Here is an 18,559-nt window from a genome sequence, read left to right as displayed (position 1 = left end):
GGGTGTTGCGGGGCTGTTCGCCGCATTGCCGCCGCGCTGGGGGTGTGCAGACCGTAGGATAGTCCTATTGACAGCCTGTCAACTTGTCTGGGAGGCACTGTGACGGAAACGTTTGATATCGCGATTGTGGGCGCGGGCATCACCGGGTGCGCCATCGCGAGGCAGCTCGCGCGCTATGACCTGTCCATTTGTGTGGTCGAGGCGGCCAACGATATCGCACTGGGCGCATCGAAGGCCAACGGCGGTCTGGTGCACGCCGGCTACGATCCGGCCCCTGGCACCGTAAAGGCGCAGGTCAACGCCCGTGGTTGCGAGCTATATGGCATGTGGGCCCAGGAGCTAGGCTTTTTGTTCCGCCGCACCGGGTCGATGGTGCTGGGCTTTAACGACGAAGACCGCGCGCACCTGGAGAAGCTGCGCCAGAATGGCCTTGCCAACGGCGTGCCCGAACTGTCGATTATCGGCCCCGACCGCATCCACGAGCTGGAGCCGCGCGCGAGTGCCGAGGCGACGTGCGCGCTGTGGTGCCCTTCGACCGGTTACGTTGACCCATTTGAAGTGGCCATCGCCGCGCTGGAGAACGCCGTCGCCAACGGCGTGACGTTTATGCGCTCCGCACCGGTGGAGGCGATTGAGGTTGCTGGCAGCGAGGCAACCGACGGGGCTGCACGTTTTACGCTGGCAACGCCCGCCGGCGACGTGCGTTGCCGTTACCTGATCAACGCTGCGGGCAACGGTGCCGCGGACATCTCGCATATGGCCGGCGCCGAGGAGTTTCAGATGGTCTGGCGCCAGGGAAACATCGTGGTATTGGACAAGGAGCCGCGCACGCTCATGCCGCTCTATCCCGTGCCCACGCCGGTGTCCAAGGGCGTTATCGTCACGGGCACGGTACACGGCAACACCGTGATCACCGCGACCGCTGCCGTGCGCGAGCCAGGCGACACGCAGACCTATGCGGACGACGTCAACGCGCTCCTGACCGGCGCGCGCAAGCTGGTGCCCGATCTGGACACGCGCCGCGTGGTGCGCGCGTTTGCCGGCGGGCGTCCGGTCATTCAGGGTGCGAACGACTTCTTTATTGGGCAGGCGGCCGTGGTGCCGGGGCTGTTCCAGGCGTCGGGCATTCAGTCGCCGGGCGTGGCGAGCGCGCCGGCCATTGCCGAGCGCATGGAGCAGGTTATGCGCGATGCCGGCGTAGCCCTGCGCGAACGTGCCGATTGGGACCCGATTCGCCGCGCGCCGGACGACTTTGACCGCGCGCCGCTTGCGCGCAAGGAAAAGCTCATTGAGTCCGACCCCGCGTGGGGGCAGATCGTCTGCCGCTGCGAGACGGTGCCCGAGGCCGAGATTGTGGCCGCGATTCGACGCCGTCCGGGCGCGGTTTCGGTCGAGGGTGTCAAACGCCGCTGCCGCGCCGGCATGGGTCGGTGCCAGAGTGGTTTCTGTCAAAGCCGCGTGGTGGCGATTCTGGCCCGCGAGCTGGGGTGTGACCCCAGCGAGGTGCTGTTGGAGGATACCGGATCTTGGTTGGTTGAGGGACTGCTGAAGGGGGTGCGCTAGGATGGCGGAATTCGGGTCGAGCGCGATTAATACCGACGCCGTTGAGACCGTGCAAACGCGGGCGTTCGACGTGGTCGTTATCGGAGGCGGCCCCGCCGGCATGGCGGCCGCGCTTGCCGCGCACAAGGCCGGCACACGCGTGGCCATCGTGGAGCGCGAGCAGCATCTGGGTGGCATCCTGCGCCAGTGCATCCACCCCGGATTTGGCCTTTCACACTTTAAGCAGGAGCTCACCGGTCCCGAGTACGCGCAGCGCTTTATCAACCAGGTGCGCGAGACCGAAATCACGCTGTTCTTGGACAGCATGGTACTTGGGATCGATTCGAGCGAGGGCGCGGGCGCGTCGAGCGTGGACGAGGGTGCGGGAGCCGCCGCGGTCCATACCGTCACGCTCATGAGCCCCGCCGGTATGCTACAGCTCACCGGGCGAGCGGTCGTCCTTGCTATGGGCTGCCGCGAGCGCACCCGCAGCGAGATCAAGATTCCAGGTAGCCGTCCCGCCGGCGTGTTTACGGCGGGCCTGGCGCAGCGATACATCAATATCGAAAATCTCAAGCCCGGCTCGCGTGCCGTCATTTTGGGCTCGGGTGACATCGGGCTGATCATGGCGCGCCGCTGCACGCTCGAGGGGATTTCGGTCGAGGGCGTGTACGAGCTCATGCCGTACGCCAACGGCCTGCGCCGCAATGTCAAGAACTGCCTGGACGATTTTGGCATTCCGCTGCACCTGTCCACCACGGTGACGAGCGTGATCGGGCACGACCGCGTGGAGGCCGTCGAGGTGAGTCAGGTCGACGAGCACCTGGCGCCCATTCCGGGAACCGAGCGCATCGTTTCGTGCGACACACTGCTGCTCTCGGTGGGCCTGATTCCCGAGAACGAGCTTTCGGTTGCCGCGGGCGTTGAGCTTGACCCGCACACGCGCGGCGCCGTGGTGGACCAGAGTCTGCAAACGGGCGTGCCGGGCATCTTTGCCTGTGGCAACGTGCTGCACGTGCACGACCTGGCCGACAACGTGACGACCGAGTCCGAACGCGCCGGTGCAGCCGCGGCGGCGTACGCGCTGGGGAACGGCGCGGATGACGAAGTGGGCGCTGCGGGCACGGGCTGCGAGCTCACGGTCTCCCCCGCCGGCATCGCAGGCTACGCACTGCCGGGCCGCATTACGACCGTCGGGCTCACTAAACTTAACTTCCGCGTGCGCCGGCCGGTCGATACCGCTCGAGTACGCATCTTGGCCAACGGCGAAGAAGTGTTTGCGGGCAAAGTCCGCGCGTTTAAACCGAGCGTCATGGAAAGCTTCCCGCTGCCGACAAAGGTGATTCAGCGCGCACTCGACCTGGGTGCCAGCGAAATCGTCCTGTCCGTCGACCCCGTTGAGGAGGCGTAGAGTCATGAGCACAAACGCGATTGAAACGCTGCAGTTCAACTGCACCACCTGCCCATCCGAGTGCCTCCTGACCGTAGAGGTGGAGCGCGACACAGACGGCGCCGTGGCAGAGGTGCACTCCGTAACCGGCAACAGCTGCCCACGTGGCGATACGTTCGCGCATCAGGAGCTCACCTGTCCCATGCGCGTGCTTACCACCACCGTGGCCGTATCCGGCGGCGACGAGGCGCTGCTGCCCGTGCGCACGGCCGAAGCCATCCCGCTCGAACTCCATGCCCAGGCGATGGACCTCATCCGCGGCCTAGTCGTCGACGCCCCCATCCGCATGGGCGACGTCGTGCAGGAAGATCTTCTCGGCACCAACATTGACCTAGTCGCCAGCATGAACATCGATCCAACCTAAGCAGCTAATTTGGGACGGGGCTCTTTTGGCTGCTTTTGCAAGGAGTGTCCCAAGGTGCCGGCATAAAAGGAACGTCCCTATGTGCCGGGCATGGGATACCATGGTGGCAACCTAGCGAAAGGACGATGTATGGCACATGTCGATGACCAGCGTGTGGCGCGCGTGCTCGATGCGCTCGAGGCTCAGCACCCCGGCGCGCAGCTGCTTGTGAATGACCCGTGGTCGATCTACTATCTGACCGGCTTTTATGCCGATATGTTCGAGCGTTTTTGCGGCGTGCTGCTCGCGCGCGATGACGAGCCCGTGATCTTAGTCAACGCCCTGCATCAGCTGCCCGAGTACGACAATGCCCGCGTGGCCTACCACACCGACACCGACGTCGTGACCGACGCCATCGCGAGTGAGATCGACCCAGCCAAGCCGCTTGGCGTCGACACTGTCATGCGTTCCGGCTTTTTGATGCCGCTCATAGAGCACCACGCCGCAAGCGAGTTTTTCCTGGGTGACTTTGCCGTCACCGCCGCGCGCACCTACAAGGATGCCGCCGAGCAGGAGCTTATGCGCGTGTCCTCGGCCGCCAACGACGCCGTGATGGCCGATGCCATCAAACTCGTCTACGAGGGCGTGACGGAGCGCGAAATCGCCGACCAGATGCTCGGCCTGTACCGCAAGCACGGCTGCGAGGGCTTTAGCTTTCCGCCCATCGTGAGCTTTGGCGCCAACGCCGGCGACCCGCATCACGAACCCGACGATACCGTGCTCAAGCATGGCGACGTGGTGCTGTTCGACATTGGCGGACGCCGTCGCAACTACTGCTCGGACATGACACGCACGTTCTTTTGGGGCCAGCCGGACGAGGAGACCGCGCACGTCTACGACATCGTGCGCCGCGCCAACGAGGCCGCCGAGACGCTCATCACGCCGGGCGTTCGTATGTGCGACTTGGACCGCGCCGCACGCGACGTGATTGAGGATGCGGGCTATGGGCAGTACTTTACGCACCGCCTGGGTCACTCAATCGGTCTGCAAGACCACGAGCCGGGCGATGTCTCGCTCGCCAACGAGCAGGTCGTAGAGCCGGGCATGACGTTCTCTATCGAACCGGGTATATACCTCCCCGGTCACACCGGCGTCCGCATCGAGGACCTAGCCCTGGTGACCGAGAACGGCGTCGAGGTTCTCAACGCCTACCCCCACGATCCGGTCCGCTTAGACTAGGCAATGCGGCAAAGGGGCTGTCCCTTTGCCGCATCACATGAATGCCGCCACAAAAACGGCCTATCTACTACGTTTAGCCCGCGTGGGTCGACCATACCCGTGTTTTCGCAAAACTGGCAAGCCCTTTACCTGCGGTTTTGATTTCGCAATTCTCGGTATGGTCGAGGGTTACCGGTCAAACGTAGTAAATAGGCCCATTTCGTGGCGAGCAAGTCAACTCGAGGCGCAGGGCAGCCAAAAAAGCCCCGTCCCAAATTGACTGCTTTTGAGTTGCGGTGATATACGGACCGTTTGAGGCTTCTGGCTTGTAAAACAGTCCGTATTTCACCGCAACTGATGAGGGGATGGGTTAACGGAGCAGCCCCGCTACTTCGCCGGCTAGGGTGATGGTACCGGCTGCTACGAAAGGCTCGCCCGCGGCATCGAAGGCAGCGAGGGCCTCGGGCACGCTCGGATATACGCCCGCGAGCTTGTCGGCGTCCACCAGGGAGGCAAGCTCCTGTGCGGGCAAGGCGCGATCGGAATCGGTCTGGGTTACGACCACGCGGGGGAACGCCGGAACCAGAACGTCAACGATACCCGCCACGTCCTTATCGGCCAGCGCGGCGCACAGCAGCGTGGGGCGATTCTCTACGCACGAATCGATCTCGTCCAGTGCGCTCACAAAGTTCTCGCAGCTCTGAGGGTTATGACAGGCGTCGATCAGCTTGAGCGGATTGGTTCCCAGCACATCAAAGCGACCCGGCGTGGGGCAGCCCATAAGCGACGCATCGAGCTTGTCATGATCGAGCTCGCGACCCAGATACCCCTCGCACAGCATAATCGCGCACGCGGCATTCTGCGGCTGATACGCCGGCTTGACCATGCTAGACGTATAGATCGCACGCGGCGTGGTGCAGCTAAACTCAACCGTGTCGCCCACATGTGCCGGCACCTTGGTCGTGGCATGGTTCACCACCAGCGGCACTATGCCGCACTCGCGACAACGTGCATCCATCACGCGCTGAACGCTCGCCTCGTGCGTACCCTCGCCCAAAACAACCAGGCGTCCAGGCTTAATAACCGCAGCCTTCTCCCCCGCAATGGCCTCGAGCGTATCGCCCAAAATGCGTGTGTGATCGAGCCCAATGCCCGTAATGGCAACGGCGACGGGATCGGTCGCACTCGTGGCGTCCCAGCGTCCGCCCATGCCGACCTCAAGCACGGCAACATCCACCGCGGCCTCGGCAAACACCACAAGAGCAGCAGCCGTCAGCAGATCAAACGGCGTGATGGTATAGGCGCGCTCCCCCGCCGCCACACGACGGGCATTCACGCGATGTCCCGCCTCAACAGCAGCAGAAACACCACGGGCAAACGACTCGTCGCTCACAACGCGCCCATCAACCTCCATGCGCTCGGGATAGCGCACCAGCTGCGGCGACGTATACAGCGCGGTCTTTAACCCCTCACCACGAAGGATGGCAGCCGAAAAACGCGTGGTCGAAGTCTTGCCATTAGTACCGGCAACCTGAATGCAATCGAAATACTCGTCCGGACGTCCCAGCTCATCAAGCATATCGACAACCGTCTCAAGCAAAGGACCAGCATCCCCAGAAATCCGCCCCGTATCAGCAGCAAGCCCAACAGCCTCATCAAACGAAAGCAACTCAAACGAGAAAGGAACGACATACGACCCAGAACGCTTAGCCATAACCCAAAGTCCCCTCAACATAAAAAGAGGCCCGCAACAAACAACGAGCCCCTCCCATTCAAAATAACAGCCAAACACCGCTTTGCAGCAAGATCAAGGCCACGACCAAGTGGCCCTAACACGCCAGATGCAAACGACCACGTAAACGAACTGGGAGCGGCCCGATGCTTTGCTCGCCGCAAGTTCCGCACGCAAAGGACAGCACTTAATGTGCTGTCCGTCTTGCGCAGGACTGTCCGCAGCGGAGAGCAAAGCATCGGGACGCGTCCCCCAGTACCGCCTACGAGAAATCAGCAACCTGAGCAGTCAGCGCCACCAGGATCTCCTTGAGCTCAGCTGCACGGTCCCTCTTCTTCTGGACCACCGCAGGCGCGGCCTTGGCCACAAAGCCCTCGTTGGCAAGGGTCTTCTCGCAGCCGGCGAGCTCCTTCTGAGCCGCGGCGATCTCCTTCTCCAGGCGCGCCTTCTCGGCCGAAAGATCAACCTTGCCCTCGAGTACCACGAAGACCTCGACGCCGCTATCGACCACGGCAATGCTCGCGGCAGGCTTCTCGACGTCGGTACCCATGACCAGCGAAGCGGTGTTCGCCAGCGGCTCAATCGTGGAGCGCAGGCTCTCGAGCTTCTCGATGTCCTCAGCACCGGCGCGCACGACCACGTCGAGCTCGGCCTTGGGGCTCAAGCGATAACGCGAACGCGTGGCGCGAGCGGCGGAAACGACGGCGCGGCACAGCTCAAACGCGCGCTCGGCGTCCTCGTCAACATACTTGGCGTAGTCGGCGGGCTCGGGCCACTTGGCGATCATGAGCGCCTCGGCGCGGTTCACGTTGCCCTCGGCGTCCAGATCGAGCACGCTCGCCGGCATGTTGTCCCAGATCTCCTCGGTAACGAACGGCATGAGCGGGTGCATCAGGCGAATGGAGGTGTCGAGCACAAAGATCAGGTTGCGCTGAGCCTGCAGTCGGCCCTCGCCCTTCAGGCGGGCCTTGGTGACCTCGACGTACCAGTCGCAGACCTCGTTCCAGAAGAACTGCTGCACGCCGCGGGCCATGTCGCCAAAGGTGTAGTTCTCGATACCCTCGGTGACCATTTTCACGGCCTTGGCCAGACGGCTGAACATCCAGGCGTCGGCCGGCGTCTCCACGACGGGCTCGCCGGGCGTGTAGCCCTCCATGTTCATGAGCAGGAAGCGGCTGGCGTTCCAGATCTTGGTCACAAAGCTCTTGGCCTGGTCGGTACGCGGGCTGTCGATGAGCTTCTTGGTCTTCTTATCGATGTTCGCGTCAAACTTGACGTCCTGGTTGATGGTGCACAGCGTCAGCAGGTTGTAGCGCATGGCGTCGGCGCCGTACATACCGATGAGGTCCATGGGGTCAACGCCGTTACCCTTGGACTTGGACATGCGGCTGCCGTCCTTGGCCAGTATCGTCGGGTAGATGACGACGTCCTTAAACGGCACCTCGTCCAAGAAATACAGCGAGCTCATGACCATGCGGGCGACCCACAGCGCGATGATGTCGCGCGCGGTGACCAGCGCCGTCGTGGGGTGATGGCCCTCGAGCAGTTCCGGCTTTTGCGGCCAGCCCTGCGTGGCGAAGGTCCACAGCTGAGAGCTGAACCAGGTGTCCAGCACGTTCTCGTCCTGATGCACGTGATGGCCGCCGCACTTGGGGCACACGTCGGTGTCCTCGGTAAGGGCGTCCTCCCAGCCGCAGTCCTCGCAGTAGAACACGGGGATGCGGTGGCCCCACCACAGCTGGCGGCTGATGCACCAGTCCTTGAGGTTCTCCATCCAGGTGGTGTAGGTCTGCGTCCAGCGCGCAGGGTGGAAGGTGACCTTACCGGAGTTGACGGCGTCGAGCGCCGGACCCTTGAGCTTGTCGACGGCCACAAACCACTGCTCGGACAGCCACGGCTCCAGCGCGGAGTCGCAACGGTAGCAGTGCATGACGGAGTGGTCGAGCTCTTCGACGTGGTCGAGCAGGTCGTGCTCCTCGAACCACTTGATGACCGCCTCGCGGCACTCGTCGCGGTTCATGCCGGTGAACTCGCCATAGCCCTCGACGACCACCGCGTGCTCGTCGAAGATGTTGATCTGCGGCAGATCGTGGGCCTGACCCATGGCGTAATCGTTGGGGTCGTGGGCCGGGGTAACCTTGACAAAGCCGGAACCGAAGTTGGCGTCGACATGCCAATCCTCAAAGATGGGGATCTCGCGGTCGACGATGGGGAGCTTGACGGTCTTACCCACAAAGGCGGCCTTCTCGGGGTCCTTCGGGGAGACGGCGACGCCCGTGTCGCCGAGCATGGTCTCGGGGCGCGTGGTGGCGACGACGATGTAGTCCTGGCCGTTAACCGGCTCGGTCAGCGGGTAGCGCAGGTGCCACAGGTGGCCCTTCTCGTCCTTATACTCGGCCTCGTCGTCCGAAATGGCGGTGGTGCAGTTGGGGCACCAGTTGACGATGCGCTTGCCGCGGTAGATCAGACCGTCGTGGTACCAGTCGCAAAAGACCTTGCGCACGGCCTGCGCGTAGTCCTCGTCCATGGTGAAGCGCTCGTTGTCGAAGTCGACGGAGCAGCCCATGCGCTTGATCTGCTCGACGATGATGCCGCCGTACTCGTGGGTCCAATCCCAGCAGGCGTCGACAAACTTGTCGCGGCCAATCTCCAGGCGGCTGATGCCCTCGCTCTTGAGCTTTTTGTCGACCTTGGTCTGCGTGGCGATACCGGCGTGATCGGTGCCTAGCACCCAGCGCGTGGACTTGCCGCGCATGCGGGCCATACGGATGATGGCGTCCTGAATGGAGTCGTCGGTGGCGTGACCCATGTGGAGCTTGCCGGTCACGTTGGGAGGCGGAATGGTGACGGTGCAGTCGCCCACGCCCTCGCGGCGCTTGTAGTAGCCGCCGTCGAGCCACTTCTGCAGGATCGCCGGCTCGTTGGTCGACGGATCGTAATTCTTGGGCATCTCTTCCATATATCTCTCCCTGTCCCGCCGGGGAGGAACGCAGGCCCGTTAGGGTCTGCGTTCCTCCCCTTAGGTATCGATTACTTCAGTCTGAATGACTTCGCTGAGGCTTAAACAAACACACAGAATAACACAGGTAGTTGGGGTTATTGCGTATATATAAAATAGCCTCCGACCGCGGGTGGTCGGAGGCTATTTACAAGCACGTTTTAGGCAGGTTTAGCCGTAGATGCGTTGGGGCTGTTCTTCGCCCTTTACGGAGGCTTCGGTCACGATGACCTTGGTGACGCCCTCCTCGCTGGGCAGGTCGAACATCGTCTGCTGCAGCACGTCCTCGCAGATGGAGCGCAGGCCGCGGGCGCCGGTCTTGCGGGCGAGCGCCATGCGGGCGATCTCGTGCAGGGCGGCGTCCTCAAACTCAAGCTCAACGTCCTCGAGCTGGAACATCTTGCGGTACTGGCGCACCACGGCGTTCTTGGGCTCGGTCAGGATCGACACCAGGTCGTCCTCGTCGAGCGCCTGCGTCTGGGTGACGACGGGCGTACGTCCCACAAACTCGGGGATCATGCCAAAGGCGTTGAGGTCCTGCGGGAGCACCTGACGCAGCAGATCGTTCTCGTCGACCGAGGTGGGGCCGGCGATCTCGGAGTTAAAGCCCACGCCCTTGTTGCCCACGCGATCGGCAATGATCTTATCCAGACCCACAAAAGCACCGCCGCAGATGAACAGGATGTTGGTCGTGTCGATCTGCAGCAGCTCCTGCTGGGGATGCTTGCGGCCGCCGGTGGGCGGAACGCTTGCCACCGTGCCCTCAAGAATCTTAAGCAGCGCCTGCTGAACACCCTCGCCCGAGACATCACGGGTAATAGAGAGGTTCTCGGCCTTGCGGGCGATCTTATCGATCTCGTCCACGTAGATGATGCCCACCTGCGCGCGCTCGATATCGCCATCGGCAGCGTTGATGAGCTTGAGCAGGATGTTCTCCACATCCTCGCCCACGTAGCCAGCCTCAGTAAGCGCGGTGGCGTCGGCAATGGTAAACGGCACCTCGAGGATGCGCGCGAGCGTCTGGGCGAGCAGGGTCTTACCGGTACCGGTGGGACCGAGCAGCAGGATGTTGGACTTGGCGAGCTCTACCTCATCCATATCGTCATCGAACTGCGAGCCCATGCCATCGTCAAAGGCAGACACCGCGGCGCCGCCCTCGATCACGCGGCGATAGTGGTTGTAAACGGCCACCGACATGGCGCGCTTGGCGTCTTCCTGACCCATGACATAGGCCGAAAGCTCGTCATAGATCTCGTGCGGCGTCGGCACATGCGTGATGACCTGGCGGTCGTCCTCGAGCTCAAAGCCCTCGGCCTCGGGGTCCACGGCGGGCTGCCCAGCAGCCTGGCCGTGGTCGTTGAGGAAGCCCGGCAGCTTGCCGTTGCGGGCAGCGTCCATAAAGTCCGAAGCCAGCGACTCCTCAAGGATCTCGGAGCAGGCGGCAACGCACTCGTCGCAGATAAAGATGTTGGTCGGACCCTTTACAAGGCGGCGAACCTGCCCCTGCTCTTTTCCGCAGAAGGAGCAGCGGATGGGGTTGCCATTCTCGTCAAAGTTGTCCTGCATGTTTCCTGCCATCCTAGGCGTCCTTCGCGGCAAGATCGCGCGAGGTGACGATACGGTCGATCAGGCCGTAGTCGAGGGCCTCGGCAGCGGTCAGGTAGTTGTCGCGCTCGGTGTCGGCCTGGACCTTCTCGATCGGCTGGCCCGAGGCATCGGACAGGATCTGGTTGAGCTCGCGGCGGGTCTTCTTGATCTCCTCGGCCACGATCTCGATCTCGGTCTGCTGACCCTGGGCACCGCCGCTGGGCTGGTGAATCATGACCTTGGAGTGCGGCAGGCAGAAGCGCTTGCCCTTGGCGCCGGCCGAAAGCAGCACGGCAGCCATAGACGCGGCCATACCGACGCAGATGGTGGAGACCTGCGGCTTGATGAAGTTCATGGTGTCAAGAATCGCCAGGCCAGAGTAAACCTCGCCACCGGGCGAATTGATATAGAGCGAGATATCCTTCTCGGCATCCTGGCTCTCAAGATGCAGCAGCTGGGCAACGACCAGGTTGGCGCTGACGGAGTTGATCTCCTCGCCCAAGAAGATGATGCGGTCGTTGAGCAGGCGTGAATAGATATCGTAGCTGCGCTCGCCGCGCGGCGTCTGCTCGATAACGTATGGCACGAGGGCGGAATCGAACTTAGCGATCATACGCATCTCCATTTCTCTCTTGCGGACCAAATTGGTTCTAGATAAACGTACGGTGCCCGCATGCTATGCATTGGCTGGCACCGTACGAAGCAACCGGATAACCGGCTTATAACTTTACCCCATCATGGGCGCACGCAAGCGCTCGTGGGCAAGGTGGCGAGAATTACTCGGCGTCCTTGGCGGTCTCGTCGACCTCGGTCACCTTGGCGTTCTCGACCAGGTGATCGACGGCCTTGGAGCGACGGATGGACTCACGGACGGCAGGCATGCGGCCATCGGCGATGAACTCGGCCTTGGAAGCCTCGACGTCCTTGACGCCGGCCTTCTCGAACTCGGCGTTGATGTCGTCCACGGTGACCTCGATCTTGAGCTCACGGGCGAGGGCGTCGAGAGCCAGGGACTCACGGGCAACGTCGTTGGCCTGCTTGTGCAGATCGCCGATGAACTGCTCCATGGTCAGGCCGGAAGCGGGCAGCCAGGTGTCGAGCGTCATGCCACGGGCAGCGAGGTTGGACAGGAAGTTCTGGCCAAGCTCCTCAAAGACGGACTGCTCGTAGTCGGCGTCCATCTCGTCGAGCTGCAGGCGCTCGGCGAGAGCGGAGACGCAACGGTTCTCCTTCTCGGCCGGAAGGCGGGAAGCCTTGTCCTGCTCGATCTCGATCTTGATGGCGTCGCGCATAGCGTCGATGCTGTCGAAGCCGAAGTCGGACTTGACAAGCTCGTCGGTGAGCTCGGGGGTGTTGCGGACCTTGATGCCCTTGACGGTGACCTCGACGGTGTGGGTCTCGGCCTCCTCGCCCTCCTCGACCTCGTCGGTCCAGGTGACGGTCTTGACGTCGTCAACGTTAGCACCGATCAGGGCCTCGTTGAACTCCTTGGGGTTGCTGTCGTTACCGGCGATGAGCATGCGACCCTCGGCGGCAAAGTTGTCGGCGTTCTCGACGGCCTTGAGGTCGACGGTCACATAGTCGTCAGCCTCGACAGCGCGACCCTCAACGTCCTCGAAGGTGGCACGGTAGTTGAGGAGCATCTCGACCTGGTTGTTGATCTCGGACTCGGTGACCTCCGCGGGGGGCATCTCGATCTCGACGGCGTCGAAGGAGGAGAGCTCGGCAGCAGGACGCAGGGAGAACTCGACGGTGTAGGTGTAGTCCTCGTGATCCTTGGCGAGGTCGAGCTCCTTGTAGTCACCGCTCTTGGTGGGGACGATGTCCAGCTCGTTGAGGACGGCGGGCTCGTTGGCGGCGATCAGGTCGTTGGTGGCCTGAGCGAGGGTAGCCTCGGCGCCAAGAGCGGAATCGATGACCGGACGGGGAGCCTTGCCGGCACGGAAGCCCGGGAAGCGGTACTTCTTGGCGGTGTCCTTGTAGGCCTTCTTGATCGCGGCGTCGACGTCGGCGGCCGGGATGGTGACCGTAGCGGTGAGCTTGGCGTCCTTGACGTCAGAAGCGGTGATGTTCAACACGTTCCTCCTCATACTGCCCAGCTTATCTGAGGTGCTGGTACCTTTATGCAACAAAGAGTCGCGACGGCCGAAGCCGACGCAGATGCGTTGGTGCGGGCGAAAGGACTCGAACCTTCACGGGAATCCCACCAGAACCTAAATCTGGCGCGTCTACCAATTCCGCCACGCCCGCATGAGCGCACAGACTAGGAATGATAGCAGATACGAACGACAAGCGCACGCACACGTTTTACAGGCTCACGACCTCACCACGAGTGCGAAAGGCGGGGCGAGTTGCCCCGCCCCGCCCATTACGACTTGTTCGCCGACCCGCTACTCCCCCAGCAGGGCCTTCTCGGGCGTGATCGGCAGCGAGCGCACCTGGTGGCCGGTGGCGTGTGCCACGGCCGAGGCCACGGCGGCGAGCGGCGTGTTGATGACGACCTCGCCGATCGACTTGGCGCCAAACGGGCCCGTAGGCTCGTAGCTCGGCTCAAAGGCCACGCGAATACTGCCGATATCCAGGCGCGTGGGCAGCTTGTAGCTCATAAAGTTGCCGGTGCGCAGGCGGCCACGGTCGTCGTGCTCGACGATCTCGTAGAGCGCATGACCGATACCCTGGGCAATGCCGCCCTCGGCCTGGACGCGCGCGAGCGCCTCGTTGATCACGGTGCCGCAGTCGACGGCCGCCGCGTAGTCCACCACGGTCACCTTGCCGGTGGCCTTGTCGACCTCGACCTCGGCAATGCCGGCCATAAACGGCGGGGGCGAAACGGGCAGGCAGGCAGAGGCGTGCGAGGTCAGCGCGTCGCCGCCCGCGATGTTCTTGACGCATAGGTTGGCAAATTCGCGCAGCGTGAGGTAGCGGTTCTGCTCGCGAGCGGCACGCTCGTCGGACAGGCGCACGTACTGGCCGTCGAAGACCACGTCGACGGCGTCCACGTCCCACATCTGGGCGGCCTTGGCGCAGATCTTCTCACGCAGCTCGGTCGCGGCGTTCTTGGCGGCAAGGCCCGTCACGTACGTACCCGAGCTCGCGTACGAGCCAGCGTCGAACGGCGACACATCGGTGTCCACGCCGCGTACCACGATGAGCGAGCTCTCCACGCCCAGCTCCTCGGCGGCAATCTGCGCCAGGATCGTGTCGACGCCCATGCCGTTATCGGTGGCGCCGGTGCCGATGGTAATGAAGCCGTCCTCTTCCAGGCGCATGTCAATGCCGGCGATATCCACGTTGGAGATGCCCGAGCCCTGCATGGTAAGCGCGCAACCCAGGGCGCGCACGCGGTCGCCCAGGTCCACGGCCAGCGGCTTGTCGCGCCAACCGATCATGTCCATCGCGCGCAGCAGGCAGCGGTCGAGCGCGCAGGCGTTGAGCTTCTCGTTGTAATACTGCGGCATGATCTCGCCCTCGCGCACGATGTTCTTAAGGCGCAGGTCGGCGGGGTCCATGTGCAGCATGTCGGCGAGCTCGTTGACGGCGCTCTCCACGGCAAACTGGCCCTGGGTGGCACCGTAGCCTCGATACGCGCCGCCGCGGTTGGTATTGGTGTAGACGGCGTCCCAGCTAAAGCGGCTCGCCTTCACGTGGTTGTAGATGGGCAGGCTCTTGTGGCCCGAGAGGCCGATCGTCGTGGTAGCGTGCTCGCCGTACGCGCCGGCGTTGGACAGCGTGTGCAGATCGATGGCCGTGATGGTGCCGTCGTTCATGGCGCCCAGCTTAACGGTCATCTGCATCTGGTGGCGCGAGTTGCCCGCAGTGATGGTCTCCTCGCGGGTGTAGCAGCAGTAACTCGGACGGCCGGTCTGCTGGGTCACAAACGCAACAAAGATCTCGCAGCAGCCCGTCTGCTTGGAGCCAAAGCCGCCGCCGATGCGCGGCTTAATGACCTGCACCTGCGACTGCGGGATATCGAGCGACTGCGCGACCATGCGGCGCACGTGGAAGGGCACCTGCGTGGAGGTGGTCACCGAGATGCGGCCGAACGCGTCGGTCGTCGCGAAGGCGCGGAAGGTCTCCATGGGAGCGGTCTGCGTGGCCTGGCTGGTGTAGGTGCGCTCAAAGACGATGTCGCTCTGGGCGAAGGCTTCGTCCAGGTCGCCAAAGTCGCTGGTACCGCTGCACACCAGGTTGCGGGGCACGTCGCCGCCCTGCGGGAACATAAAGGTCACGTCGCCCTCGGGGTGGACCACGATGTCGTTATCGAGTGCCTGGGTAAAGTCGAGCAACGGCTCGAGCACCTCGTAGTCGACCTTGATGAGCTTGAGCGCCTTGTCGGCGGCCTCCTCGGTCTCGGCGGCGACGATCGCCACCTCCTCGTTTTGGTAGCGCACCAGGTTCTCGAGGATCAGGCGGTCGTAGGGGCTCGGCTGCGGGTAGCTCTGGCCGGCGATGGTAAAGCGGCGCTTGGGCACGTCCTCGTAGGTGTAGACGCCCACGACGCCCGGTACCTTCAGGGCGCGCGACGTATCGATGGAGCGGATCTTGGCGCGGGCATAGGGGCTGCGCTTGAGTTTGACGATGAGCGCACCGGCGGGCACCATATCGCCGGTGTAGACCGGACGACCCTCGAGCAGGGCCTTCGAGTCCTTCTTGGGCTGCTTGTGGGTGATCTGCTTGTAGGTGACGCCGTCAGAGCTGGTGTTATTGACCGGCAGCTCGGGCATCTCGAAGCCCACCTGCACGCCAGACTCGTTAAGGAAGCGCACGATGGCGCGCAGCTGGCTCTCGTAGCCGCTGCAGCGGCAGAGGTTGCCGGCGAGCTGGCGCGAGAGCTCCTCGCGCGTGGCGACGAGGCTCGGGTCCTCCTTGGCGGCGCGGGCGAGCGCAAGCACGTTCATGATGAGGCCGGGGGCGCAAAAACCGCACTGCTCAGCGCCTTCGGCAGCCATCGCACGGGCGAGCGCCTCAGACTCGGCCTTGAGGCCCTCGAGCGTGGTGACCGAGCGGCCCTCAACACGGGCGGCGGGAACCGAGCAGCTCAGCACCGGGTCGCCATCGAGCCACACCGTGCACAGGCCGCAGTTGGTGGTCTCGCAGGCACAGCGCACCGACGCGCAGCCCTGCTCGCGCAGCAGCGCAAAGAGCATGGTGTCGGGGGCAATCTGAACCTTGACTTTGCGGCCGTTGAGCGTAAAGGAAAGATCGATGAGTTTGGCAGCCATTAGCGCACCTCGCTAGAATCGACGCCGGGCACGCGGCGGCAGGAATACTCGTCCGTGGCGTGCTTGGGAATCTGCACACCCTCGAGCTCGCGGGCAAGCGCGGCCGAAAGCTCGATGCCGGCGGCGCGGCGCACGGCCTGAATCGCCAGCGGGGCCGAGATGCGGCGGCGGTACTCGGCCGAGCCCCACATGTTGGTGCCATAGCTCAGCGCGCGCACGGACGCGGCCAGGGCGCGCAGCTCGTCCTCGGAAGGCTGTTCGCTCTCGAGGCCGCATGCCTCGCCCTGCAGCAGGGTCGCACGCAGCGGGCGGGCACCCACGGTGACATGCCAGCTGTTATCCCACCAGGCGGCGGTAACGTTTAGAGAGGGGAAGTCGGTCGCGGCCTTGCGCACGGCCTCGTAGCTCGCGCGGTAATCGTGCTTAACGACCACGACGCGCTCGATCACGTCGCGCACATAGCCCATGTTCACAAACTCGGCGAGCGGCACGCGGCCGGCGCCCGTCAGCTCAACATAGGAATCGAGCGCGAGGAAGGCGGAAAGCACGTCCGAAAAACCAAAGCGGCCGTAGATGCTGCCACCCACCGTGGCGGTATTGCGAAGCTGCACGCCCACGATGTCGTGAACGGCAAACTCAAATACGTTGTTGACGAGCGCGTTGAGCTCGGCATGGCACTCGAGCTGGCGCAGGGTGCACATGGCACCGATGCGAAACTCGGTCTCGGTCTCCTCGATCTGATCGAGTCCGCAGGCCGAAAGGTCAATCGCCGTCGCCACGCGACGCGATCCCAGGCGCATCCAGATGCCGCCGCCCACAATCTTGTTGTTGCGGTTTTTCTGCAAGAGCTCATAGGCTTCGGCCGCGTTTCCAACACGGACGTAGGTACCGAACTTGAGCACGTTCTCCCCCATCTCTTCACTTGTCCAGTATCTCTAAGTGTACCAAACGAGGGCGCACGACCCTCACCATCATAGAAAAAGGCTCCCGGCAAAAATGCTGGGAGCCTTATCAGTTGCTATGTCGAGCTGGATTTAGCAGACGCCCTGGGCAAGCATGGCGTCGGCGACCTTCAGGAAGCCGGCGATGTTAGCACCCATGACGAAGTTGCCCTCCTGGCCATACTCCTTGGCGGTGTCGTCCACGTTGTGGAACATGCCGCGCATGAGCTGCTCGAGCTTGCCGTCGACCTCCTCGAAGGTCCAGGACAGATGCTCGGCGTTCTGGCTCATCTCCAGGCCGGACACGAGCACGCCGCCGGCGTTGGCAGCCTTACCGGGCATAAAGGCGACGCCGTTCTCCTGGAAGTAGGTCGTGGCCTCGATGGTCGTGGGCATGTTCGCGCCCTCACCGACCACCTTGCAGCCGTTGGCGACGAGCGCCTGGGCGTCCTCGAGCAGCAGCGTGTTCTCGCGAGCGCAGGGCAGCGCGATGTCGCAGGGCAGCTGCCACACACCGCGGCCGTCGCCCTCGTGCCACACGGCACCGGGCTTCTCGTCAACGTACATGGCGAGCGTGACGCCCTTGTCGTGGCCGGAGCGCTTCTGGTTGTAGACGTGCTCGAGCACGGAGTAGTCGATGCCGTCGGGATCCTCGACCCAGCCGTGGGTATCGGAGCAGGCCAGCACCTTGCCGCCAAGCTGGGAAACCTTTTGGACGGCGTAGATAGCGACATTGCCGGAACCGTGAACGACAACGTTCTTGCCCTCGAAGGAGTCGCCGCGGCTCTTGAGGTACTCGTCCACAAAGTAGACCAGGCCGTAGCCGGTGGCCTCGGTACGGGCGAGCGAGCCGCCAAAGGAGAGGCCCTTGCCGGTGAGGACGCCGGTCCACTCGTTGGTCAGGCGCTTGTACTGACCGAACATGTAGGCCACCTCGCGGCCGCCAACGCCCAGGTCGCCGGCGGGAACGTCGGTGTTGGGGCCGATGTGGCGGTAGAGCTCGGTCATGAAGGACTGGCAGAAGTGCATGATCTCGTTGTTGGACTTGCCCTTGGGGTCAAAGTCGGAGCCGCCCTTGCCGCCGCCCATGGGAAGGGTGGTCAGGCTGTTCTTAAGAATCTGCTCCAGACCCAGGAACTTGAGCATACCCAGGGTGACCGTCGGGTTAAAGCGCAGGCCGCCCTTGTAGGGCCCAATGGCAGAGTTGAACTCGACGCGGTAACCGCGGTTGACCTGGACCTTGCCCTGGTCGTCGACCCAGGGAACACGGAACATAACGATGCGCTCGGGCTCGACGAGGCGCTCCAGTAGGGCGGCCTCCTCGTACTCGGGATGGGCGTCGAGCGCCGGCTGGATGGTGCCGAGGATCTCGGTCGCGGCCTGGATGAACTCAGGCTGCTCGGGATAGCGGGCCTTGAGCTCGTCGAGAACTTTCTGCGTGTAGCTCATGCTTCCTCCAATTGATGGAAAAGAAAGGTGTCGTTCGCGGCGCCCCATGCGCCGTGAGCTTTATCGAGTATGGATAA

At 63.3% G+C, this 18,559-nt stretch carries 12 protein-coding genes and 1 tRNA gene; 4 read left to right on the top strand and 9 right to left on the bottom strand.

Translation table 11 applies throughout. From position 1 onward, the window contains the following. Positions 1 to 99: 99 nt before the first annotated feature. The 4 genes from DW003_RS04290 (at position 100) to DW003_RS04275 (ending at position 4,574) form a co-directional block, all read left to right on the top strand. Positions 100 to 1,563: an NAD(P)/FAD-dependent oxidoreductase gene (locus DW003_RS04290; protein ID WP_118387745.1), complete on the top strand. Its 1,464-nt coding sequence runs from the start codon at positions 100 to 102 to the stop codon at positions 1,561 to 1,563. 1 nt (position 1,564) lies between these two features. Then, positions 1,565 to 2,953, top strand: coding sequence for an NAD(P)/FAD-dependent oxidoreductase (locus DW003_RS04285; RefSeq protein WP_187361895.1), 1,389 nt, complete (start codon positions 1,565 to 1,567; stop codon positions 2,951 to 2,953). A gap of 4 nt (positions 2,954 to 2,957) precedes the next feature. Continuing rightward, entirely contained in the window at positions 2,958 to 3,356 is a 399-nt protein-coding gene (locus DW003_RS04280; RefSeq protein ID WP_117790743.1) for a DUF1667 domain-containing protein, read from the top strand. 129 nt (positions 3,357 to 3,485) lie between these two features. After that, on the top strand, positions 3,486 to 4,574 hold the full coding sequence (locus DW003_RS04275; protein WP_118387743.1) for a Xaa-Pro peptidase family protein: 1,089 nt from the start codon (positions 3,486 to 3,488) through the stop codon (positions 4,572 to 4,574). A gap of 349 nt (positions 4,575 to 4,923) precedes the next feature. On the opposite strand, the gene DW003_RS04270 is transcribed toward DW003_RS04275, so the two are convergent. From DW003_RS04270 to gdhA, 9 genes are all read right to left on the bottom strand, one after another. After that, a complete protein-coding gene (locus tag DW003_RS04270; RefSeq protein WP_118387741.1) occupies positions 4,924 to 6,267 on the bottom strand; it encodes a folylpolyglutamate synthase/dihydrofolate synthase family protein in 1,344 nt (447 codons plus the stop codon). Positions 6,268 to 6,547: 280 nt separating this feature from the next. Further along, a complete protein-coding gene (locus tag DW003_RS04265) occupies positions 6,548 to 9,244 on the bottom strand; it encodes a valine--tRNA ligase (protein WP_118387739.1) in 2,697 nt (898 codons plus the stop codon). 210 nt (positions 9,245 to 9,454) lie between these two features. Beyond that, entirely contained in the window at positions 9,455 to 10,861 is a 1,407-nt protein-coding gene (gene clpX / locus DW003_RS04260; RefSeq protein WP_118387737.1) for an ATP-dependent Clp protease ATP-binding subunit ClpX, read from the bottom strand. Position 10,862: 1 nt separating this feature from the next. Continuing rightward, on the bottom strand, positions 10,863 to 11,483 hold the full coding sequence (locus DW003_RS04255; RefSeq protein WP_022095182.1) for an ATP-dependent Clp protease proteolytic subunit: 621 nt from the start codon (positions 11,481 to 11,483) through the stop codon (positions 10,863 to 10,865). A gap of 163 nt (positions 11,484 to 11,646) precedes the next feature. After that, positions 11,647 to 12,948, bottom strand: a complete 1,302-nt coding sequence (gene tig, locus DW003_RS04250) for a trigger factor (RefSeq protein WP_233545500.1) — start codon at positions 12,946 to 12,948, stop codon at positions 11,647 to 11,649. 88 nt (positions 12,949 to 13,036) lie between these two features. Then, positions 13,037 to 13,120, bottom strand: a tRNA-Leu gene (locus tag DW003_RS04245). A gap of 140 nt (positions 13,121 to 13,260) precedes the next feature. Next, on the bottom strand, positions 13,261 to 16,092 hold the full coding sequence (locus DW003_RS04240; protein ID WP_118387733.1) for a molybdopterin cofactor-binding domain-containing protein: 2,832 nt from the start codon (positions 16,090 to 16,092) through the stop codon (positions 13,261 to 13,263). Then, a complete protein-coding gene (locus tag DW003_RS04235) occupies positions 16,092 to 16,994 on the bottom strand; it encodes a xanthine dehydrogenase family protein subunit M (RefSeq protein WP_199408869.1) in 903 nt (300 codons plus the stop codon). The genes DW003_RS04240 and DW003_RS04235 overlap by 1 nt, the downstream gene beginning before the upstream one ends. A gap of 132 nt (positions 16,995 to 17,126) precedes the next feature. Continuing rightward, positions 17,127 to 18,482: an NADP-specific glutamate dehydrogenase gene (gene gdhA / locus DW003_RS04230; RefSeq protein ID WP_117840090.1), complete on the bottom strand. Its 1,356-nt coding sequence runs from the start codon at positions 18,480 to 18,482 to the stop codon at positions 17,127 to 17,129. Positions 18,483 to 18,559: the final 77 nt, after the last annotated feature.

Origin of the sequence: Collinsella sp. AF36-3AT, from assembly GCF_003475205.1 — a bacterium.
Taxonomy (GTDB): Bacteria; Actinomycetota; Coriobacteriia; order Coriobacteriales; family Coriobacteriaceae; genus Collinsella; species Collinsella aerofaciens_AF.
This window is presented reverse-complemented; position numbering and strand designations above follow the sequence as displayed.